This window comes from Planctobacterium marinum (assembly GCF_036322805.1).
GTDB lineage: Bacteria > Pseudomonadota > Gammaproteobacteria > Enterobacterales > Alteromonadaceae > Planctobacterium > Planctobacterium marinum_A.
In genome coordinates this window covers 489,335-513,200 of the sequence record NZ_AP027272.1, presented here as the reverse complement: position 1 = coordinate 513,200, position 23,866 = coordinate 489,335, and the positions used below count along the sequence as shown (strand labels likewise).

The following is a 23,866-nucleotide window of genomic DNA, read 5'->3' as shown; positions in this document are numbered from 1 at the left end:
GCAGTCTGCATATTTTCATGCGTTAAAAAAGCAATAGAGTTATTGTGTTGCGGCTTAATGTCAGAGCACTCCATTTATCTCACGCCAGCCGTATCCAAATATTCCGTAATCAGCACTCGTCAGTAGAACCAGAACGAGCCAGACACAGGAACACTTGAACCTTGACATTACTGGCATCGTAGGGCTTTAACAGGAAACCATCAGAAGCCACACTCATGGCGCGCTGTAGCGTATCCTCATCAGTAAAAGACGATGTAAAAACGACGTGCTCTACACCTACGCCTTTACACAAACTGGCAATCTCAATACCCAGGTCCTGATCCTTCATTCGAATATCTAAAAAGGCGATATCCGGGCGCTTTTGCTGCAGTAAAGCGTCCGCTTTTTCCGCATTAGTGATCACGTTAATTTGCTGTATTCCCAGCTCCTCTAAACACTCTCTGAGGTACAGGGCTTGAACATATTCATCTTCTAAGATCAGTACTTTTAAATTTTTGGTATCAAACATTATTTTGCATCTTGGTGAGGTAAGGCCAGATTATTAATTGCCGTGATAAGCATCTTGTCGTCATAGGGTTTTTGAATTATCTGTACCGAAGGAAATTCCTGAGTAATTTGTTCGAACTGCCCATAACCGGTGGTAAAGATAAATGGAATACCTGAATCTGCCATCATCCGAGCAAAGGGTAGTGACGACTCAACCCCCAGATTCACGTCAAGTAGCGCTAATTCTACAGAATTGTCAAAAACACTGTTGGCCTCGTTAATATTGGCAGCTCGACTGACCTTTTTTACTCCGGCGTTTTCTAATATCTGGACGGTATCTGAAGCAATTAAAAAATTGTCTTCCAGCACCAATATATGCTGCAAGGCTTGGGTTAATGACGGCGCTTCACAAGTTGAAGGTAGTTTTTCTATTTTAGATTTCGCAGTGCGATTCCAGTCAAGGTATTGTTGGTGGATTCTGATGGAGACCTCTAGTCCATCTGGTCTGAATTCAACACTGACGGAGCCATTGAGCTCATGGGGTATCGATTTTTCGATTAACGTGGTTCCAAAACCTTTTTTAACGGGAGGTAAAAGGTTGTTAAGGCCCATCTCTTTCCAGAGAAAATGTAAGCCATCACTATCATCTTTGCGCCATGAAACGATAAGCTGGCCATTTGGCACCGATAGAGCTCCATATTTCACTGCATTAGTAAATAATTCATGTACCACCAGCACCAGGCAGGTGGCAGCCGTGGGTTTGAGACCGACATTTTCGCCAAGAATATTAATGCGATTCTCATCGCGATGCGTCCCGGTTTCATTTTCTATTATTGTTTTCAACTCAATGGCGTTAAAAAAACTGCTGGTGAGCTGATCATGGGCATTGGACAGTGATTGAATTCTTCCTAGTAATAATTCAGTAAATTCCTCAACAGATTTGGTGCTTGTACCAGACTGTTTAACAATAGCTCTTACCAGGTTAAGAATATTTCTCACCCGATGATTAAGTTCAGATATCAATACCGACTTATTTTTCTGCGATTCGGTAAGCAACAACTGTTGTTCATTTAAGTACTTAAGCAAGATTTCTATAACGACAATTCGAATTGCATCAGCCAGTTTTACATCCAGCGTTGTCCAACTTTCACATTTATGTTGATGCTCATCCTGCCATGCTTCAAAACTTTTGCGAGGCGTTAAGGTTTCATCTTGGTTTTGTACCTTGGCTTGATTGGGATCCCCGCCCCACTTGACAGTTTTAGTGACCGATTGACGGAACAAACACAAGAATTCAGATGCATCCCGGGCCAAGGGAATAAACATTGCGCCCGCTATCGCATTGCTATCGACAACGTCCAGATTGCAATAATTTTTTAGTGATTCGATATCGATTATCGCATTTGAATCAACTTTTAACAGCGCAGCTCGAAGCTCAGACATAACCCTGTTGTCCGGAGTGATGCCTTCGTAATACGCTTCATTAGCTAAGCAAAGGGCAATACCATCGCATTTAATAATTTCAGCGATAGCGGAAAGGTGTGTTATCAATTTGGCGGGCGTTGTTCCTCGTAGGTTAGACTCTGTCATAACCCGGTGATTAATTGCAGCAAGTTGATCTTTAAGTAGCATAACTTGCTTGCGCTCTCGACTAGTGAGCTCGAGTGCGTACATCTGAGCAAAAAGCTCAAGCGACGTCCTGACGCTAAAAGGCAATATTTTTGCAGAGCTATGATGACAGGCGAATAATCCCCACAGTTCTCCTTCCACCACAATTGAAATGGACATCGAAGCGCCAACCCCCATATTCTTCAAATATTGAATGTGAATTGGCGATACCGCCCGAGTTACCGCAGAGGACAAATCAAGCGCTTCACCGCTGGACAACCCAATGATATTGGCACCTTCATCGTGCACATCAGAGATTATCCTGAGGAGTTGCTGTTTGTATAATTCTCGCGCTTGCTTAGGAATGTCAGAGGCGGGATACCTCAGTCCTAAAAAGGAGCTCAGCGCAGGTTCTTTCTCTTCAGCTATTACCTCGCCACACCCGTCGGGCAAGAAGCGATACAGCATAACGCGATCAAAGCCTGTAAGGTATTTCAAATGCCTTACCGCGATATCATATATACGTTGTTCCGCTAACTTTTCGGTAGAAAGCACCGCTGCCATGGCAGCCAGAATATCCTCGACAAAACGCTCACTTTTCCCCGTACTGTTTTCAAATTCTACGAGCACGATGCCTTCTTTTTGACTCACTGAAATATCCAAGAACCTACTTTTTTCCAGCGTTACGCCAAGCAGGCGCTCATTCTTTCCGGTGATTTTTGCTTGCTGGAGCGCACCGCGTAACTGATGTAAAAAACTGGCGCTAAAGATGTCTTGGGCATTTAGACCGGGATTGAGTGGCACATTAAGAGTTAAAAAGTCGTCAATATTTTCAGAGAAGTGAGTGACCTTCCAATCTTTGTTGAAAGCCAGCAAGCCGCCATATTTTTGCACTTTACCCAGTAAGTGGATGGGTTCTTTATCACACTGGCTTAGTTGTTCTTGGGAAACAGTTTTTGTGTAATTCGACACGGTTTACTCTGCAATGTTGCTACTCAATTAAACTTAGACTAAAACAGCCATCGTGAACAACAGGATACGCTGCGTTTTTGTTTATGTTAGCGGTATAACTGCTTACGCTTTTGCTGGTTGATTAGCTCACATTTACCAAGGTAATTTGCTGTAATAATTTAAATGCGCTTTTAGCACCTTTTACCGCGCTCTGATGATCAATTTGGGAACAGTGGCTACGCAAGTAATGGGTAAATACACCCCACTTCCGCAATCGAGACGTCATTTCGGTATAATAAAGATGTGGCTTGTGTTGCAGAACCGGGTGCTTGTTCAGATGCTCTAAAATTACCCGAGCCCCCATTGCGGCCCCCAGAATAACGTATAGAGCTCCAATAGCCTCATCTCTACTACCGAGCTGAAATTCCTTGCGGATTTGAGGTAATTGCGTCTTACCTTCATCGAGGTCTTGCCTCAAACTCTTAGTGGACTCATTCCACTCAAGTGCTTCCAGCAGTTGTGCTGGCATCATTTGCAGTACGTTACTTTCTAATTGCTGATGCCAGCGAAACAGCAAAGCGAGCGTTTGTTGATACTCCTGAACCTCAAGTGATGGCAGCAACAACCTGTTAAAGGGGTAAGTCCCCTCAATGAGCCCATGCTCTGCCTGGGTCTCCTTTCTTAATTGAGCCAGTAATTCCATGTTGAATGCTTGTTGCCTTTTAAAATCATTGTTCTTAGAAAATATCGCCCTGAGAAATGATCACACATAAACCGCTGATGCGAATGAACTGGATTGTTATAAATCGAAATAATTGGTGAAACACTTATATAACTGGGTTCCCCCCAATACACTCGCCGAGGGAAAGTGCAAAATCGGGATCAGATCACAGGGTGCGCTAATCTCACCCACAGCTCTATTATCTTCCAGTTCATCTACATTGAGTACGCGTGCTAACAATTCGTGCTTTTTCACTATTTGACCGGGCTTTGCCAGATACTCCACGATACCGCCCTGCTGACTGAATAAGGTCTTATAATCTCGCAAGAAAACCGCGTGGCGTTGCATCACATCCGGCGTAAACAATGGTTCAGAAAAACAGCCTTTGGCGGAAAGGTAACTGAGAATACTGCGGGCATCGTGCTCACCAGCGTTAAAATCAATCACCTCTTGCGAACCCATTTCGACGGTAAAGGCCTCCACTCCAAATTGCCAGTGTCTTTCGGGATATTTTTGTTGTAGCAATTCGCTGAGCGTCCACCAGGGGCAAAAAGTGGCCTCATCCAGTGCTCCGGCAAATTTATTAGGTATCAGGATAACATGGGGAATATTGAAAAATTTTGCCGACTCGCGGGCGTATTCCGGCACATAAATATGTCGGGTAGAGACAGGGCCATTGTGCAAATCCAGTACGATATCGGCGTCAAAAGCGAAGCGTTGCAGCTTTAAATTCAGCTGTTGTGCCAGTCCCACGCCCCATTCAGAGGTAAGGACCTCGTCAATTCCCTGCTTAATATGGTCGCGAAATAGCCCTTTCAACTCCGCCATATCTGCTTTGGGATCCACTTGTTCAACAAAGCTATCCAGCAAACTCTGGTCGAAATGATAAGCGCGATTCCAGTTCTGACCATTAACCGGATCAAAACGGCCTAAGGTGTATTCACCAGATTTCAAATTACTGCCCACTGGATTGCAGTTGGGCACCAATATAATCTCGCCCTTGAGTGGCGCACTCTGCAAAGCCTGAATCAGATGATAAATCACTACATTGCCTTGCACTTCGGCACCGTGAATTGAGCTTTGCAGATACACTTTGGGGCCGGGTAAATCACTTTTAAAACGGTAAACAGGTACATTGAGATTGCGTCCGGAGGCATTTTGGGCCACAACCAGATATTCTTTATTAAACTTTACCTTGGGTTCCATCGATTTATTCCAGTCTCTATCAGCTGTGCGTATCCACAATTAGTGTGCAAAAAAAGTATCTTCAGAGTACATTAGTCTGTAACTCGGCCCATCAATATACAACATCCGGTTCAAAACCGGTCAAATTACCTAAGTATTTCATCCAAAAGTTGTATTTGAGCGTAGCATTGGTTCTGGCAAGCTAAGCTAGCTAGGCTAGAATAAACTGATAATCTAATGACTAAGGATAAGGCAGCATTAGTGATAAAACCTGATATCCCTGAAAACGAAAGCAAACGAATGGAACTGGTCAATCAGTTGCAAATTCTCGATACGGAGCCTGACGCTCAGCTGGATAAAATCACTGCCGAAGCTCAGGCGTGGTTCAACGTGCCTATTTGTCTGCTGACGATAGTGGATACTAATCGCCAATGGTTTAAATCGAATGTTGGGTTAGATGCCTGCGAAACTTCCCGAGACGTATCGTTTTGCGGTCACGCCATCAATTACGACGAGACCTTGTATGTGCCAGACGCTCAAGAGGATTTTCGCTTTAAAACTAATCCGCTAGTCACCGGTGAGCCCCATATTCGTTTTTATGCTGGCGCGCCTTTGATAATGAAACCGGATCTGCGCATCGGGACTTTGTGCATCATCGACAGAGTGCCGAAAGAATTGGATGATGAGCAATTAAATAAACTGCGGGAATTTGCCGATAGAATACAAGATTTACTCTGGCAGATTACCCATTAGCAGGTAAATTGGTGTTAATTATACCAATCACCTCGATAACCCAAGAACCATAATAATAGGGGATGATTGATTGAAACTGAGCAAAGACACCGGGATATGGCTGACGCTCACCTGCACTATTGTAATAACAGTGTTATTGCTGTTGCACTTCAGTGGCCTGTCTTTACTGACCAACCTCAAACTTCAAGAATACCTGACTCAGAGTAACACTGAACGGCAGGCTGGATTTGTTATTGTCAGTCTTGATGATCCTCTCTCTAACGAAGCTCAGGCTTTGGTCGCAGATTTATCCGAGCAAAACAACGGCAGGTTATTTTGGGTCTTACCTGATGAACCTATATCACCCCAGATCCAACCGATTCTTAAACAGTTTTCCTTTAACACCATCAAGATCCCAAGCACCCGATTCTCGTCAGATGGTCAATTAGATTATGTGCAACAGAGTCAGTGGCAACCCACAGCAGGATATCTAATTCAGCCGGAATTACTCAATGGCGTGGCCAGAACCCTGCCTTTACTAGCTCACTCGAATTCAGATGCATTTAAATCACCATTGGCTTCGCTACACCCGAACCATACAGAGCTACAACTACCAAAGCAGTTTATCGACTTCTCAGAGGTCTCATTAAATTCCCCTATTATCACCTCCTCTTTGCTGCAAGAAACCGATGTGATTGAACGCCTACAGCAAGGCAAAGATGTCTATTTCATTACTGATATGGAGCTGCAGCACTTTGCCTTACAAGTACCGCTTCATCCAAACCATTTAGGTTGGCACTTGTTGCAATTTCACGCAGGCGCACTGCTTGCCTGGGAGTCTGGCGATGTCTCTAAGGAGCTGCCGCTGTGGTTACGCCTCTGTCTGGTACTGGTATTCTGTGCCGTATTATTCATATTGTTCTTTTATAGCTCGCCAGTCACTAAACAAAACCGAGTATTCGCAACCGGTGCGTTGTTGTTATTACTATGTGTACCGCTGTGCTTAGTATTGAAAGTAATCCCCCCCTTTGCCGAGCTGTTGAGCGGCTGGGTAGTGATGATATCTAGTCTGCACGTACTTATTACCCGAGCGAAAAACCTCTCACTACACCATCTCGAAGAACAACTTAAGTCTGTCATTAGCAATTTGTCGACGCATCAGGACCACGATGCCTTCTGGCAAAAAATCGCGGGGATGGTGACTCAAAATCTGCAACTGGAACGTTGCATATTTTTAGAGATAACCGACGACGCTAATCGCCTGAAGGAAATTTCGGCGGTGAACTGTAGCTTGCAAGATATCGACGAAATGCGTCGCGATATGCGACGAGAGCCTTGGTTACAGGCCATTCAAGATAAGCAAGCCGTGCGTTGTTCCAGATCCTTTTTTAAGAATCAACAAGAGAACGAAACAGAAATTCTGGTGCCCTTCTATCGCAGCACCCAAATTCTGGGCTTTTGGGCTCTCACCACGATGGAACAAGAACCGCAAAAAATGACGGCGCTGTTTGAACAAGTTAACCTGTTTGCACTGCAAATCAGCACACTGCTGCACTTACAGCAACAAACGGAACAGAGCCGCTACGCACAGCGACGCCTACATCAGCAATTAGGCAACGAGCAGAATCAGCGCTTGCAAGCCATTCAAACCGGTACAGGTCAATTATTAACACAGCTGAATTTTCAGCGCTCTTTACAAAACTCCACCTCATCACCGCTTATCGTGTTTGATATCTTTGGCCGAATTGCTCATCGCAACGACGCTATGCAACGTTTCGCCCAACGCAATAACCTGGATATTGAAACCAGCAGTGTCTTAAGCTTTTTAAAACAGATTTTGCACTTAAGTGACGACAGCCTGAAAAACCTCATCCGGCAAATTACCTTGCAGCAAAAGCGCCAAAGTGTGCGACAGTTTGTCAGTATTGAAGGGCAGAGATACATCACCGTTATCTCGGCCACCAACCACGGCGATAACGAGCAGCAACAACAAGAACTGCATCTCAATCTAAATGGTATTCTGGTGGAAATTATCAACCTAAAAGACGTCCAGGCCTATCTGCAAATCGAGCGAGGGCTATATGATAACTATTTGATACATATAAAAAATCACCTTTCCACATTGCAAATGGGACTGTTGCAAATTGAACGTAAAGCGCAAGAACCTTTCATCAATCAGCTTGCCACCTACCTCAATATTGAGTTGAAAAAAGCCGCCGATAGCACCCGCCGAACTCACTTCTTCATGGACCGACTGAGTGTTCGAGAGGACATCAATACGATCCCATTCAATCCACTGGAATTATTGGCAACCCACATCCAGAGCAAGCGCAAAAGTGCTGCCAGCAACGTCTTTTGGCGCGACGTGACTTTTGATGTCAATGTGCCCTCTTATGTCATTCTTGGCCTTGGTTCACCGGATGCTTTTACTCAGCTGATAAAAAGCGGCATTAAATTGATGGCAGATGACGCTATTGCGCCGAAACATATAAACATCATCGCCAAACACCTGAAACGCGATGACACAGACGTGCTGTATATCAAAATTGAGAGTGAAGGCTACGGCCTGCCCAATCAAGAACTACAAAAGCTTTATCAACAAAATGCCCTGTTGGGTGAGCAAAACCTGCTATCTGATTTATTGGTGGCGCTTAAAACCGCGAAAGATGCAAACATGGACTGCCGTCTTAAATCTCGTGTTGGCAAAGGCTATCGTTTATCCATATTAATTGAGGGGATAAATCTCAATGAGTGACAGCAATAAAACCGTATTATTGGTGGAAGACCAACCTATGCTGGCCATGATGACCAAGATGTGGTTGAACGATTTGGGGCTGAACGTGGTCACTTCTGACAACGGATTATTGGCCAAGCAACTACTGGAGAGTCAGCAGTTTTCCTTTATTGTCACCGACCTAGTGATGCCCAAACTGGATGGTGCAGGCTTATTGGATTGGATGCAAGAAGAGGGGATCACCACACCCACAATTGTGGTTACGGGCATCAATAACGATGAGGAGCTACGCAAAATACGCGCCGTGCCCTTTGTAAAAGCGGTGTTGGAAAAACCGCTTACCCCTGATCAACTTATTGAGGCGCAAACGCTACTAAATGCCTGACTTTCTGCAACTCAGCCTGTTTCCTGCTGGTGCATTACAGAGCTCTGTAATTACCACCGTGTGGGTGGGCGTCTGTGTTGTTGTTTTCCTCAACGCCCGATTTGGTACCACTTTAGCAGGCTTGGTAGTGCCAGGCTATTTGGTACCTTTATTCTTTGTCAAACCCGCCAGCGCCATCGTAGTGCTTGCGGAAGCTTACATCACTTATGGCTTAGCCTGGCTGTTAGCCAATAAACTGTTGGTGCGTTTCGGCTATTCTGAGATGTTTGGTCGAGATCGCTTTTTCGCGTTAATCCTACTTTCGGTGCTAGTGCGAATTTGCCTCGACTTTTTTCTGATCCCTTTGCTGATAGCTTCCTCTGGTGACCTATTTGCCCAATACGACTTGCAAAATAATCTGCAAAGCTTTGGCTTGATAATCGTCGCCTTGATTGCCAATCAAATGTGGATGGGTGGTGTTGTTAAAGGCAGCAAAGCCTTGTTTTTATACCTGGGTTTAACCTTTATTATTATTAACTGGCTGCTCATTCCGCTGACGAATTTCAATATTGGTGGCCTGAATTACATGTACGAAGACCTGGCCACCTCCCTACTGTCAAGTCCCAAGGCATACATCATCTTGCTCACCACCGCCTTTATTGCGTCGCGTATGAACCTGCAGTTCGGTTGGGAGTTCAACGGTATTCTCATCCCTGCTCTACTGGCGTTACAGTGGTATCAGCCCGAGAAGTTGCTCTTCACCTTTGTAGAAGCGGCCGTTATTTTATTCCTCGGTATCATGGCCCTGCGCACTCCGCTGCTACGCGGCATCACCTTTGAGGGAGGGCGACTGCTGCTGTTGTTTTTCAATATTGGTTTCGTCTACAAAATCCTGCTGGGATTCGCCCTAATTGAGTATCTACCCACGGCCAAAATTTCCGATTATTTTGGGTTTGGTTACATTGTGAGTACCTTAATAGCCGTCAAGGTCTACCAGAAGCAAATTGCCCTGAAAATGGCTGTGAGTACGGTTTTTACCTCGTTCGTAGGGATTTCCCTGGCCACCATTGCAGGCTTTGCCCTCACCTTTGTTGGCGACAAATCTCCTGCAATTGAAAACGTCTCCGACTTGCGCAGCGCGGTGCTAAGTCAACAAAGTGTGCAGGAAATTTACGCTGAAATACGGCCAGTTTCATTCTTCTCAGAGGTCAAACCCACCGAGGTAGATGAACAAGAAAGACAAATGTTTGTGCAACTCTTAAACGCCTTAAAACATGCCAGTCCCGAAAACATTTCTGCGCTATTACCCACCCTCGAAGAGCAGGCAGAACAGAGCGATATTGATATTTGGTTACTGGGCGCGAAACAGTTGGTTTTGCACAAAGAGGGCATCGGCTTTTATGCCATCAATTTACAGCCTGAATCTGAACTGGTAATTGAAGTCACTCGCGCCAGGGCGGAATTAGGTGCCGCCACATTTGGCCTGGCATTATTTCAAAAGACCCACGCCAATGCCCTGTTTATCGATTTGTCTTATCAATTGCAAAACTCAGGTGAATACCTGTTTGACTCAGATCTTGATGGAGGCTTCTTCCAGGCTGCTCACGAAACGTTTAGTCAGCACAACGTGTTGCAAATTCGCGGCGCGTTAAAAATTACTGAACAACGTAAACGCTTAAATCGTGAACAAGATACCGATACCAGTATGCTGACGGTGTTGCGCACTTTACCTGAAGCGCTACCCGTGGGGTTACTCAATAATGTGGTGAGCGATCTCAATATTCAGTGGCGCTCACAGGGCAACTCTCCACAATGGCAACACGACAAATTTGGCATTGCGGAGCTGCGCTTAAACAATCGTGAAATGCGCAGTGCACTGGCACGTATTGAGGTTTACCAGTCCACTTCCGGTGATGCACAAGTGGATCACGTTGAAGGCTATCTGATTTCCTGGTTGTTAGAGCGCAAACAATTCATCGCCCAAAAAGGCAGTAATGACTTTGTTAAACCCCAAGAGAACCAACTTCTGTTTTGGTATCAGGACATCCTTATCCCGCTCATGTCTTGGCTTAGCACCTTTGAGCAGCAAGGCTGGACAGAGCAAAGTCGCAACGAATTACAGCGTTTAAACTGGCAGGCTGCCAGTGTTGGATACGAATTCAGGCTATTAGAGCAACCTCTCACTCAGAAACAGTTTCTTATTTTAGAAGAACAACATCTAAAAGCGGATCTGGACAATAGAAAAAATTGGGCAAGCCTGGTAATAAACTTAAATGCCAACAGCAATTACCTGGTGATGGTACCGAATCCATTTTACGACCGCACCAGCTTCGAATTCGGTGCGGCATTATTCAACAAATTACAAAGTCGATTCCTGCTGCTTTCCGGCACTCACCCGTGGGCTAATACCGACGGCAGTAGTAATGTCACGATGGCAGGCAACAAACACTCCTTGTTTCATACAATGTTCATGGCCATCAGCAAAGAGTTTGATAGTCGCTCACCCACTCCGGTACTGATACGCGGCTTTTCTTTCCAGGAATCCCGACCATTCCCTGAAGAACTGGCCATGGTGAGCTTGTGGCGTAACATTAACCAATACAATGCTGGCCCGGAAACAGATAAGCTTATGGCTGAATTGCAAGACTTAGGCTTGAGTTATCGCTTTGTCAACGGCGACTTTGTCACCTCACCTTACTATCAAAGCACCAGCCAGCAAATTGATTACATCAATTACCTTAAACAGGAACAATTTATCACCCTGTGGATCAGTCCTTTGGTGAGAGACAGCTTTAAAGCAACCGACGCCATAAAAGTTGAAGAACAGCATGCCCGCTTACTGGGTTTACCGGTTTACCGCCGAGATATCCGAAGCTTTGCCATTCAAACCCAAGGTGCTTATCCCAATGCCATCGAGCTGCATCGATACTTACAAAGCTACGCCACCAATCGCAACATTCATAGTTTGGCTAATGCCATCAGTCTTTATCAACAAGGGTCCTTGGTCTACTTACTGGATAGCTCCAGTCTGCAACAATTTTTACTGCTATTAGATGACCAGGAAAATCTTATTGCGGCCATTAACCTCAATAGTTTAAATCAGCGCAAGCTGTCTACAGCCAAGCCCGAAGCGGTCAATCAGTTTGTGAATGCGCGATACTTGTGGCTCGTGCCCGAAGGGATTGTGGAGAGTAGCAAACCATGAGAATACTGATCAAAATCATCGCGATTTCAGGCTTGCTTGGTATCACTATCATAACTCTGATGTCACTGTTGAGTAGCAGTGGCCTGGAGCGAGCAGCCCAACCGATCCCCGCCTCAGTGAAATTGGATATTTCCCGCAGTTACATCATTCCGCCGGAAAAAATACTGGATTACACACTCACACAATCACCGCGAAAGTTATGGATTTCTTCTGCCGCTATTCTAGACGGCAGCGATAACAAGACCGCCCGTTACCCCTACCACTTGCAAGTGCGAGTAGAAGATAAAGAGGGCAATACCCTGTATCAAAATCAATTTCACCACCATGCCAGAGCCACTACCAAAGTGGAGCTTAAAGTGAATGGTCAGGTGGTCCCGGAAGCGTTTTTAGCCAATGCTCAGGACAAACTGGCCGACACCGAAAATCTACACCTCAGTCTACCACCTGGTGCCACCCGATTGGTGATTTCCCAAGTGGTGAAAAGCCCCGCAATTAAAGAGGTCGCGGTCAGAGCCTATCAACATGTGCAGCGCAGTAGTCGGGTTTCTGCATTGGATTTGTGGCAACGACTGTCACAAAAACAGCGGGATAATCTGCTACAACACTACCCATTTGATATTGCATTTTTATCCGACGAGGAAAAAGAAAATCTGGCGGAATTTCGCTGGCAACCACTTGTGCCTGCCGGCGATGAAGGTCAGGATTATCAATCTCTCCTGATTTACCGGGTACCGCAAACTGATATTGCCGTAAAACGGCACCTTTTAAGTCAATATGACCACCACAGTGATGCCTACAAACGCGTTTCTTTTCCTATTGAGTTCGCAGGCCAGTATCGACTGGAAGCCTCGCACTTATTCAAAGATAAAAAAGCCAAAATCAATATGAGTTGGTTTAATCAAAATGACAGCTGGGAAACCCGTCAGGAGTTTGAATTTAGCAGCTCGCATTTTAGTCAGTCGCTGCAATTAAAGCCGGGACTGGTTACTTTTACCTCTTCGCTGCCCATGTCCCTGACTTTGTTTTCCGAGACGGTTTTTTTAGAGGAGCATGATCACTTTTCCCCTACAACGATTCTGCAACCCGAACAGCCGTTAAACTGGACATTGGCAGCCAAAACTGAGCTACCAACCCCGTACCAATTGCAGGTCAGAGTGTTTGCAGAGCAAGATATCGCCACCGGGGAAAATGCTGAGGTAAACGTGGAGATGTTTTCTGAGGATAGCTCAGTTAAATCCTTATCCCTGACCCCTTCCTATACGCCTGAGCTGGATAGCCAACTGGCCAATGAGGAGTTTTTCAACTGGTTAGGTGAAAAGTCCACCATCTATTTTGAGGTACCCAGCGATGCAACTCACTTGAAAGTTAGCAGCAATCAGCCAGTTTTAGCCTCACTATTTACTCGCATCGCCAGTATGCCTTCGCTACGCACGCTACCGCAAGAAAAGCGAGATTGGTATGACTATCCGGCAGGTGTCCCTGACTGGTTTGCAGTGCGTCCCGACAATTGGCCACAACACATTAACGCTGGCAACATCCGAGTTCTGAAAAACTACCACAAAAGCTTGCTCAGCGAGCGTCCGCTGCAAGATCCCGATGAAACCTATCAGTCCTTGTTAAACGACTTTGGTGAGCTGACACTGAGCGACCTGATAGTGGAAAACCCTTTTCCGGGCCAACCCGTTAGTACAGAAGAAAATACCGCGCTTAATTTTGCTCCTCTTGCCCGGTATCCGGAGTTTGAGCCGAACGATCAACAAGGCCGCCCCACCAGCGCCAGGCTGTTTTTCCTCAGAGATGAGGCGGACCCCATTCAAGTGCTCTGGCGCAAAAATAGTAAAGCGCAAAAATCTTTCTGGATTGCGGGCAAATGGGGCATTGTGGATGAGTCAATACTCAATACTACCTTAACCGGTACACTCAGTTTTGATACGCCCGGCATCACCTGGTGGCGCAACGACATGCCCAGGCAAGATACCCAATGGCAACAGCGCCGCGGACTGCTGCTTAAAAGCGGCGAAACCTTAACCATCAACAATGAAAAACAGAGCGACCAGGAAATGCTCACCTTTGTGCTGTATCAAACGGGCACAGAGCCAGTCACCTTGGATGTCAACTTGCTCAACACTTCGCGAATGACTCAGGAGCAGCAAAGCAGGACCCTGTTAAAACGACGCTATCACATACAGCCTGAAACTCTCTATAGCGGCTATCAACTATCAGGAAAACGACAACTTAAAGGCCGGCAGTCTTTCTCAGTTTTATTAGACAAGGACCTTGCCAATAGCGAACACCAGGTTCAAATGAGTTTATTGCAGGGTCAGGATGTTTATATTTCCATTGTGAAACGAGTTGTGCAACCGACCCCCATTATTGAACGCTACAGAACGGAGGTGGATCACTGATGAAACGCCTTATTACACTGTTCTTGTGCTGCTTCAGTTTTAAGCTTTATAGCGTTGAAATGAGCGCGCAAGAATATCAAGCCGCCGTTGAGGATATCCAGCAAATATTGCAGTCGGGGAATACCCGCTCTCTTAACTTGTTGTCAGCTGAACTGGAAGACGATGTCCTGGTGGTGCGACCGCCTAATCCACGCCAGGGAGAGATCTGGTTGCATTGGCCCGTTACCAATAATGCTTTACGTGTATTGCAAGTGCCCCATGGTTCTTTTGATTTACACACTCGAGAAATCGGCGAGTTATGGTTCTATAGCGATGCAAACCTGATCCCCAGACCCGATATCATCATGTTCAATACCGAGCATCGCTACGAAACCGAACAAAGTGATTTGTCTCGTCTTGCCTCTAGTTTATTTACCGCAGCGGCAGATGCCTTTAGCAAAATGCAAAGACCCATCAGCATTGTACAAATTCATGGCTTTAATCCCGCCCGTCGTAAATCTGACAGCGGTGCAAGCAGTGATATCATTTTAAGTAACGGTAGTCTTTACCCGGATCCCGGTACTGTCACCCGTCAAAGCTGCCTGCGGGACAATGGCTCCTTACTGGCCAGGGCTTATGGACGTGACGTGTTCGAACTCGGTGCCACCATCAACCCGGTTGGTAAGTTGCTCAGGGCACAAAAAGAACACCAGGTAAGCTTTTTGCATATTGAAATGGCATTCAACCTTCGTAAAGCGCTGCTAGCGCAGGCGATACCCAGTGAGGCAATAGCGTGTCTGTTAGATTAAGTTTCTTCCTGTTGTTATGTTGCGTACCAGCGATTACAGCGCTGGCGACGCCAACCGGGCCACAGACAGTGGTAAACTGGGAAGCCATGGCTATTGATGGCAACATCATCAGCGAATCGCAACAAATCCTGCCAACGTTTGATAATACTGTCACTCTGTCCAAGGATGAGCCCATTACCCTGCTGCTAAAAGCTAATCGACATCTAATGATGACCTTTTTAGACGAAGATGGTGATGCGGTTACAACCGACAAAAGCGCATATTATGAAATTCAGGGTTTATTATCTGACTCCCCCGGCATTGCTCAGCAATTAAGCTTTTCAGCCCAAAGCGCCTATGTAGCTGCCAGCTCCGGTGACCGGGTGCTCCTGCTCCATAGCCCGTCAAAAGAAGAACAAAAACTGCGACTGTATATCGGTTTTGAACAGCAGTTAAGCGATCTCGCACCTATCAGCTGGTTGTCTGTGCAGCAGGGCGAGCAGCAACGAATTAGCAATAGTCAGCACCAGCACAACGACTTTCACACGCTGCAAGCGAATAGCCATTTTGAATTGTCGCAACAAAAAGACTACTGGCTGGAAGCCATCAGTAACGACAGTTTGCAGTGGCGTGCACCAAGCAATCGTTTTATCAAACTCCAGACAGATTCAGAGGAGCAACAATTTGTCCCGCTTTTAGAAAATCAAACGCCGAAAAGTCTACTATTGCCGGAATTACCCACAAAAGCCCGCTACTTTCCGGCTTTGCTTTCCACTGATACACAAGCAGTAAATAAGGTTAGCGCTGAAATCGGCACGCAAATGCGGGTGCAGGCAATCGATGAAGATTGGTTGTTTTCCAAAAACTTTAACACCCTCAGCGCACCGCAAGTGGAAAAGCAAAAGGTATTAAGAGAATTGCAACAGCGCCTCGCATCAGGAAACAGCAAAGAGCAAGCCCCTCAAATACAAGCTAACAGTGACCGCCATGGCCTGTTTAATCGCTGGCAGGCTGAAAAGTCCCTGCCCGTGAATGGTAAGGAAGCTTTGATCCAGCGTTTTTACGAGACAGAGCGTTTACAGTGGCAAGTGACTCCCGATGCGCAACGACCAGATTACGCACCTGCTACACCAGGTATTTCCCCCAAGCCTTCTGCAATCTCCTTTACTGAGCTTAACCCAGACTCGCCTCTGTTTTTCTTCCCGGCTGAAGATCAGACAAGTAACCGCATCGCGGTAGAACTGGCAACCGATGAAAATATACAAAGTGATGCTGCCATTGAGCTTTGGATAGATGGTGAGCATTTTACGACGCTGCACTCCTTTGCTGAGCCAGCCCTGAAACCCTTTATCTTTTCTCCGGAATGGCGCTTGAGTGATGACTCAACAGCGAAACAGTTAAATACCCGGTTTATTGCCCGTCAGACGCTTTATCTGCCCCCCAAATGGCAACAACTGAAGGTGCAAAGCGTCAAGGGTGTGGCACAATTGCGTTTGCGCTATCAAATCGCCGGCAGCTTGAAACTGGATGAAGCACAATGGCAATCCTCGCTTATGTCGGCGCAAGATCAGAATAATGCCGAATTTGTCGAACAGCACCCACAGTGGCTGGAGTTTGTGCAGTACCAGAGCATTAAAGCGAAGCAATTCCAGCAACAGAACGTGCCGCAATCATGGCAAAAGTGGTTGCAACAAGGACAACTCCCCGGACCGCTGTTTGACCATACAATCCCGGCTTCATTGCCTCATCTGCAAGCCATTCAGCGGGCATTTCAACAACCCGCTCTCAACAATTGGTCATGGTGGCAAAAGCTTTACACACACCTGGAAAATGCCGGTTGGCAGGTTTATGGTGAAACTATGCTTAAAGCCCTGGTGCTGCATCATCCGGATGCCAGCATAAAAAATCAGGCTGTAGACCGGTTGCTGGCGTTATGGCGTGCACAGGAGAGTCTCTCTGAACAGCTTAGTTTGCTCAGTTTCATTGTGACAGCGCCAGAATTTAACGACAACTCAAAAGCCAGTGCCCGTTTGGCATTGTCCAGCCTGTACTTGCTCAACGATAAACCGGAATACGCACTATTTGTGCTTAATAAAACGCCAGCCTCAGACAAAAAATTTATCTTGATGTATCGCGCCGCAGAAAAATTGGGATATCAACAATTTATTCAGACCATAGAGGCTCACTACCCGGCGGTTAAAGAAGAAAATCCTCCCCCGGCACAAGCTCAGCATTCCGGGTTGCGCTTTGTCCAGCAAATATCCAGTGGCGGAATAGTGGAGCTTTACAATACCGAACTTAACGTCCCACAACGCAATTACCTGGTTACCCCGGATAAACCACTGAAGATAAAAGTCAGCGAAGCCACGCGTCTGGCGTTTACAACTCGACAATGGTTTACACAAGAGCATCAATATGATGACTGGTTGACCATCAGCCACGGTGAGCAGCGCTATAAATTACCCATAAACAACAGCGACTTTCGCAGTGAGGTATTGCGCCACCAGCAAGGCTCTGTTGGCAGCGGTCATAGCTTCTCCGCCTGGTTACCGGGATCCGGGGAGCTGACAATTGCCACCAGCCAGGCTCCAGTACTAATTAACCTTCAGCAATTGTTAACCCACGAACAGCAACAGTTTACGGCGCAAACCTGCTACCGGGACAATACCGTGCGTTATCAGCACTATTGGCAACTAAGCGACGAACAACAACAATTTGAATGCCATTATTGGCAATACAAGGGACTGGACAATCAGAGATTTCAACTGGAAAGCCAATTTACCCCTACGTTAACCGAAGATATCAGTGGACTATTAAAGCAAGTGTGGCTGTTTGAACAGGAGCCAGTTCAATCGTTATTAACCGAACTGAATGTTGCTTTAGCCAAGCTGCCTGATTCATCGTTTAAACAGCAATTAGCGCGACGCATCAATGCCAAGGCAGAATGGCAGGCACTTAACTTTCCCATTCAAACCAAAAAGTTTACTTTTTACCAGGCACCAACTAATGAACCTTTAACGCCTGACGCCGTGCGCTCCCGACTCATGTTTCTGCCTTATCAGAAAGATTGGGAAAAGCTGACCACACAATCCGCCCTGAATTATGATTTGTTGAGCAAAAAAGGCGAGTCCTATCGACTTATTGTTCGTGCCCAGCAACATTTGTTTGCCGCTGATGCGCAAAGTCAATTGCATCTGCAAATCAATAATGAGGCACAACCAGGCTTCCTGTTACACAGTGGTGAGCAGCGCATCATTCCCCTAATCTTGCCCGTAGGTGAGCACAAGTTAAGCCTGTCAGTGGAATCGATACAAGGGCTTAGCAACGTCATTGCAAAATTGCAATTTAAGAGCCCGCAAGGACAGTGGCAAGAACAGCCACAATCACTGCGTTTGCGTTTGTTTCAAGCCGATATGGTGGAGCCCTTTCAGGTATTTTTGGAACAGGATAGTTGGTTGCGTATCGACAGTTTCAATCAGCAAGGTCTCGCCCGTCATCAATATATGCTGGCTCCACAGGGCTTGTTTAGTTGGTTTGATGAAGCCAAAGACTATGTCGGACATCGCATCTCTTTGCTGCGCTTAGCGAATTCCTCAGAGTTTCCTGAGGCAAATCCTGCGCTTGCAGCTCAAAAAGCAACACTGGATCTGTACCCTGACGCGGAATTACAAGGTCGCCACATCGTTTTGCAAAGCAAAATGAACCTACCCGAGTCCCATAAAGACCAAACTTGGGGAGCCGAACTCTCCACCTGGCAACGCCGCTCAGCTACTGAGGATGTCAGTCGCAATAATCGTTATCAGCAATTGAGATTGTTACTACAAGACAATGACGCCAACCACCGCACCCATTTGAGTAGCGAATTGGCATTGCGTCGTTACGACTCACAATTACGCGAAAGCCTGCACCTTGAGTTTAACTTTTGGGATACCCAATGGTTAAACAATCTCGATTTGCACTTGAGTGCCCGTATCAATGGGCAACGAGGTCTGGAAAACAAAGACCTGGCATGGTCAGCACGGGTTAGTGCCGATACTCACTGGCAATACAGTATTAATCAACGATTGTTCAATCGCTTTAGTGTCGGTGTATTCGCTAACATCCTCAATGAAGGTCGCGATCCATTGCAATATGCCAGTGCCGTTTATAGCCAGTACAAGCTTGACCACAGGCATGGCTTACGCGCCTCTGAGACTTTGCGCTACAAGTGGTATCACGATCTGGAAAGCTGGGCACAGTTATCCGTTACCAGTAATGAACTCTCGGACAAAGAGTTACTGGACAATGGTTTTATCCAGTTAGGTACGCGAATTTATTATCAGGGGGTTAGCGCTGATCTTGCCTGGCGCTGGCAAAAATACTTTAAAGATGCGCACCGCCAAAGTAGCGGCATTGATAATCGCGTAGGGGTGGGTGTTGAGTGGTTTAGCTGGCACTCCCAAAACCACTGGCGGCTGCGCATGGGCTTCGAACGCAATCTGAGCAATAATGAAAACTACTGGAGTATCAGAATTGGTTACCTTGCTGCAGGCCACCGCTTGATTGATGACTACCAGCCACAATCTTTAGCATTTAGCCCGTTACGACAGCAAGAGGCACTTCTGGAAACACTTGAATCAACTGGCCATGCTGGCGGGCAGGAACACTAAATGGCGAATAACAGCAGTTACCAGAAAATATTAGCCACCGGATTAAGTGCCTTCTGGCAACGAGCCTATCGGCAATACCTGACTGAGCTGGCTCAAAAATGGCAGCAAAACGCCGACAACAATCTTCCCCCTGATGCCCCAACCAACCTGATCAAAGGGATCAGGTTGCTGAGTGAACACCTCAACGAGTGCGGTGTCCGTCTGGATTCATTGCGCAGTCGTTACCGCATATTCCATACCGAAATTAGTCAGGAAACCAGTGAAACTGGCCGTCGGGAGTTGTTGCTGGAGTTTTGCCAATACCTTGGCAGTTCCAACCTCAGGAATGATCGCAAAGCCTTAAAACGCTATCTAGATGAAGATGCCGTCACCGAGCGTTGGCAGAGTCGCTTAAAGGACCAGGAATATTTTGCTAGCTTTTTGATGGGGCGGATTTCCGCTTTGTTTGATTTGTTAGCCTTTTCAGCGGCAGTGGACAAAATATTAGGATCATGGCAAGAGCTCACTGTTGAAGCATTATTAACCCCTTGGATTCGGTATAGTAGCGAACCCAAAGTGCAATTAGCGGCTTTTAAGAGCCTCAGTAGTATGCTCACCTCACTGCATAGCCAGGACCCACATATATTGAGCTCTGAGCTATTGCGTTACACCTATCGCTTTTCTCTGGATAAAGAACAGCAGCCGGAACTGCAAATCGAGGCACTGAACCTGTTGGCCGTCGCAGACATTAATAAAGCCATCAATCTGATTGATACCCGCATCAATCGCGAAGACGAACAAGATCAGATATTTTTTCGCGCCGCGATCGCTGACGTGATTTCCCTGCATTATCTCAATAAACCTGAGATCTTCGAATTAACCGAGCAACTCATTCAGGATCCTAGTCCCACCGTCAGACAGAGTGTTATCCGGGTTTTACCTGTATGTGATGATGAGAAAAAGATCACGTCGATATTGTTGCGTTTATCCAAAGATGAAAGCGACGCGGTGTATTGCTATTTGGTATCACAGCTGCCTTATATCCAACATTCGCAATTAATTTTTGCCTTTATTCTCAATGAATTGAAACGCTGTTCATCACTTATACGCTTTAAGGCGTTGTGTAGGGGCTTGGTGAGTCTGGTGGGGATCCTGTCTGGTAGTGCCAAAGAACGAGTCACGCTGGAGCAGCGCTGCAATGAAGTATTAAATCAGGTTATCGCCAGCAACGATTCACCGCGCCTACAATATCTGGCACTGGAAGCCAGAGAAAGAGTGTGGGCAATCTTACAATCGGATCTAAAAAAAGCCCTTTCCCCTTTATTAAAAGTGCGTAAAAAATCGGTAGCGCTCAACCAAGAGCAACAAAAGATTTTATCTAGCGACAACGGAAAGCGCTGGCTGGCTGCCAACATTGGCCACAGATTTACCATCCAGGTGCAAAAACAAAAGATATTGAACGACACCCGCATGGGCTTTCGGTTATGGCGCTTTATATACGAGTTCAGACACCCAGCAACCGACAAACGCCAGCATCACAGTCATGTTACCGGTAGATTGTATCAGAGCCACGATATTATTCCCTCTGGTCAGCTGGCAGAAGTCAGTCAAACCACGGTTCCGGGCGAACCCTTACATATGGCTGAAGAAGGTCATTGGCGTCCCTTTTTACCCTTGCTTGATCAGGTAATTTCGGCACTGCAAAAAGGCCTAACCGGCAAAGTCACGACTTTGTATCACGTTGCCGGAAAAACAGAGATAACGCCACCCAAAAGTCTGTTTAAAAATCTCATGGCGAGATTGAAACTGAGCTTTCGCTTCAAGTATTTTGCGGAGCTGCGTAATCGGGCATGGGATAGTGACGCGCCAGACCGTTACGTGCGCGAATTAGAAAAACTGGGTATCGGCATTAAATGCAATGGCTACCCGGTGAAAAGCGACGCAGCCACACTAACTCAAGTACCTGCAGTGAGCCGCTTTTTCGATATCGCAGTACCTATCACGGTTATCCAGTTTTATCAGGATTTTCAACGCTATTTTGTTTCGGTATATCAAAATACCATTCAACATATTTTGTTGTTTTCCCTGTTTATGCTGGCCTTATTTTGGGGTAATCACGCATTACTGGGGCAACGCATCAAATCGGCCCGCAAACAAATCCCCATTACCATTGGTGGTTGGGGTACCAGAGGCAAGTCCGGTACTGAAAGGCTAAAATCGGCTTTGGTGAACTCCGTTGGCCTGGCCACCATGTCAAAAACCACCGGCTGTGAAGCCATGTTTTTATATGCCACCCGCTACGGACAACTGCAAGAAATGTTTCTGTTTCGCCCTTATGACAAAGCTACAATTTGGGAGCAAACCTTTGTCACCCGGCTGGCGGCGAAACTCAAAGCCGATACCCTGTGCTGGGAGTGTATGGGGTTGACCCCACGCTATATTGATATTTTGCAGCAACAGTGGATGCAGGATGACATGGTGACTATCACCAATTGTTTTCCTGATCACGAAGACCTACAGGGTCCTGCCGGTATTGATGTCCCCCAAGTGATTGCCAAGTTTATTCCGCAAAAATCCAAGGTCTGGACCTCTGAAGAAAATATGTTGGCATATCTGGAAAAAGAAGCCATTGAGAAGAATGCGCAGCTCACACCTGTTGACTGGTTGGAGATCGCCACCATCCCCGAAGACTTGCTGGAACGATTCCCCTATCAGGAGCACCCGGCTAACATCGCATTGGTAGCCAAAATGGCAGAAGAAATGCAAATGTCACGGATAATGGCCATCAAAGAAATGGCTGACCGCGTGGTGCCTGACATTGGGGTGCTACAGGTCTTTCCTTACACTGAGGTGGCAGGCAGAACAATGCGTTTTATCAACGGCATGTCCGCCAATGAGCGTTATGGTGCCCTGGCCAATTGGGAACGCTTAGGTTATACCGACAGAAAGCAACAACTCAGCGGTGACCTGCAACTTGTGACAGTTATCAACAACCGTGCTGATCGCGTCCCCCGCAGTAAAGTGTTTGCGCGACTTATCGCTTTTGACTTTTCCGCCAGAGTGCACTTTGTCATTGGTAATAATCTCAACGGCTTCCAGCAATTTGCTGAAGAAGCATTCGCTGAAAGGCTCGAGAGTAATCTCAATATTGCCGGGCAACCTCAGGAATATGTACAACAATTTCAGTCCTTGTTGCGCTTTTTATTGCTGCCAGTAGAAATCGAGCAACTGGAAAACTATTTGCAAAAACTTTGCGCCGGTCAACTTCCCCCCTGCGCTGGTGACATTGGACTAATTGAGACAAAATTGCAGGAGATACCAACCACGCAACTGGATAGCAGCACCAAAACCCATGCCCAATCGCTGTTGAGGCAATTTAGTGAAGCTCAGACACTGTTGCAAAACCTGTCCTCAGAAGATCAAATTACCGCAACCTCTCACAAGACAGTAACCGAATTCTTAACCGACATTTTTGTGCAAAAAATACAGTTAGTGGATGATTATCACATCAGCGGAAACGAGCTTAATATGCACATCGCACAACACATACCCGGTAATATTCAGACCGATATTTTGGGATTGCAAAATATCAAAGGGCCCGGTCTGGACTTTGTTTACAGCTGGCAACAGTGGCAAAAAGTCCAACTACTTACCCGGACTATCGAAACTCAGTACGGCGAGGCATTGAGTCAATCGCTAAAAGAGCTGGCCTCCTTACCAGTTTATTCACACCTTGATCGCAACGCAGTTGAACAATGCATCGCGATACTCAGCAAAGCGCAATCGTCACTGCATGAAGACAGCCGCTATGATTTGGAGAAGATTCGGAAAAACCTACTGCAAGAAGAAGACGACAAAACCCCTCAAGTTGAACATAACCGCATATGGCAATTTTTCCTGCATCAAATCGAAGAGGTGTTTGACGTTTTTGATGCCGTACTCAGGGGCCGAAAAGCAAAACAAATCTTAATCGACCTTGCAGCACAACGTATCAGTTTGAAAAAGGCAGCCTGGATGCTCAAAATTCTGAATAAACGTCAAAAAGGGGGCTGGCTAGGTCGTTAGCTGATACCAAAACAT

The 23,866-nt window shown here is 46.3% G+C and carries 12 protein-coding genes; 8 read left to right on the top strand and 4 right to left on the bottom strand.

From position 1 onward, the window contains the following. Positions 1–109: 109 nt before the first annotated feature. From AABA75_RS02225 to AABA75_RS02210, 4 genes are all read right to left on the bottom strand, one after another. Positions 110–508, bottom strand: a complete 399-nt coding sequence (locus tag AABA75_RS02225; RefSeq protein ID WP_338290806.1) for a response regulator — start codon at positions 506–508, stop codon at positions 110–112. After that, a complete protein-coding gene (locus AABA75_RS02220) occupies positions 508–3,066 on the bottom strand; it encodes an HWE histidine kinase domain-containing protein (protein WP_338290804.1) in 2,559 nt (852 codons plus the stop codon). The genes AABA75_RS02225 and AABA75_RS02220 overlap by 1 nt, the downstream gene beginning before the upstream one ends. A gap of 121 nt (positions 3,067–3,187) precedes the next feature. Continuing rightward, positions 3,188–3,748: a biliverdin-producing heme oxygenase gene (locus AABA75_RS02215; RefSeq protein WP_338290803.1), complete on the bottom strand. Its 561-nt coding sequence runs from the start codon at positions 3,746–3,748 to the stop codon at positions 3,188–3,190. A 96-nt stretch (positions 3,749–3,844) separates the two neighbouring features. Further along, the gene (locus AABA75_RS02210) at positions 3,845–4,972 is read right to left on the bottom strand and encodes a succinylglutamate desuccinylase/aspartoacylase family protein (protein ID WP_338290802.1); all 1,128 of its coding nucleotides are present in this window, start codon (positions 4,970–4,972) and stop codon (positions 3,845–3,847) included. Positions 4,973–5,188: 216 nt separating this feature from the next. Here AABA75_RS02210 and AABA75_RS02205 point away from each other — a divergent pair, with 216 nt between their 5' ends. From AABA75_RS02205 to AABA75_RS02170, 8 genes are all read left to right on the top strand, one after another. Further along, positions 5,189–5,704, top strand: coding sequence for a GAF domain-containing protein (locus AABA75_RS02205; protein ID WP_338290801.1), 516 nt, complete (start codon positions 5,189–5,191; stop codon positions 5,702–5,704). A 70-nt stretch (positions 5,705–5,774) separates the two neighbouring features. Beyond that, on the top strand, positions 5,775–8,438 hold the full coding sequence (locus AABA75_RS02200; RefSeq protein WP_338290800.1) for a hypothetical protein: 2,664 nt from the start codon (positions 5,775–5,777) through the stop codon (positions 8,436–8,438). Beyond that, positions 8,431–8,802, top strand: coding sequence for a response regulator (locus AABA75_RS02195; protein ID WP_338290799.1), 372 nt, complete (start codon positions 8,431–8,433; stop codon positions 8,800–8,802). The genes AABA75_RS02200 and AABA75_RS02195 overlap by 8 nt, the downstream gene beginning before the upstream one ends. Then, the gene (locus AABA75_RS02190) at positions 8,795–11,986 is read left to right on the top strand and encodes a poly-gamma-glutamate biosynthesis protein PgsC/CapC (protein ID WP_338290798.1); all 3,192 of its coding nucleotides are present in this window, start codon (positions 8,795–8,797) and stop codon (positions 11,984–11,986) included. The genes AABA75_RS02195 and AABA75_RS02190 overlap by 8 nt, the downstream gene beginning before the upstream one ends. After that, a complete protein-coding gene (locus tag AABA75_RS02185) occupies positions 11,983–14,391 on the top strand; it encodes a hypothetical protein (protein ID WP_338290796.1) in 2,409 nt (802 codons plus the stop codon). The genes AABA75_RS02190 and AABA75_RS02185 overlap by 4 nt, the downstream gene beginning before the upstream one ends. Then, entirely contained in the window at positions 14,391–15,179 is a 789-nt protein-coding gene (locus AABA75_RS02180) for a hypothetical protein (RefSeq protein WP_338290795.1), read from the top strand. The genes AABA75_RS02185 and AABA75_RS02180 overlap by 1 nt, the downstream gene beginning before the upstream one ends. Continuing rightward, positions 15,164–19,807, top strand: coding sequence for a hypothetical protein (locus AABA75_RS02175; protein WP_338290794.1), 4,644 nt, complete (start codon positions 15,164–15,166; stop codon positions 19,805–19,807). The genes AABA75_RS02180 and AABA75_RS02175 overlap by 16 nt, the downstream gene beginning before the upstream one ends. Then, positions 19,808–23,851, top strand: coding sequence for a hypothetical protein (locus AABA75_RS02170; RefSeq protein ID WP_338290793.1), 4,044 nt, complete (start codon positions 19,808–19,810; stop codon positions 23,849–23,851). Positions 23,852–23,866: the final 15 nt, after the last annotated feature.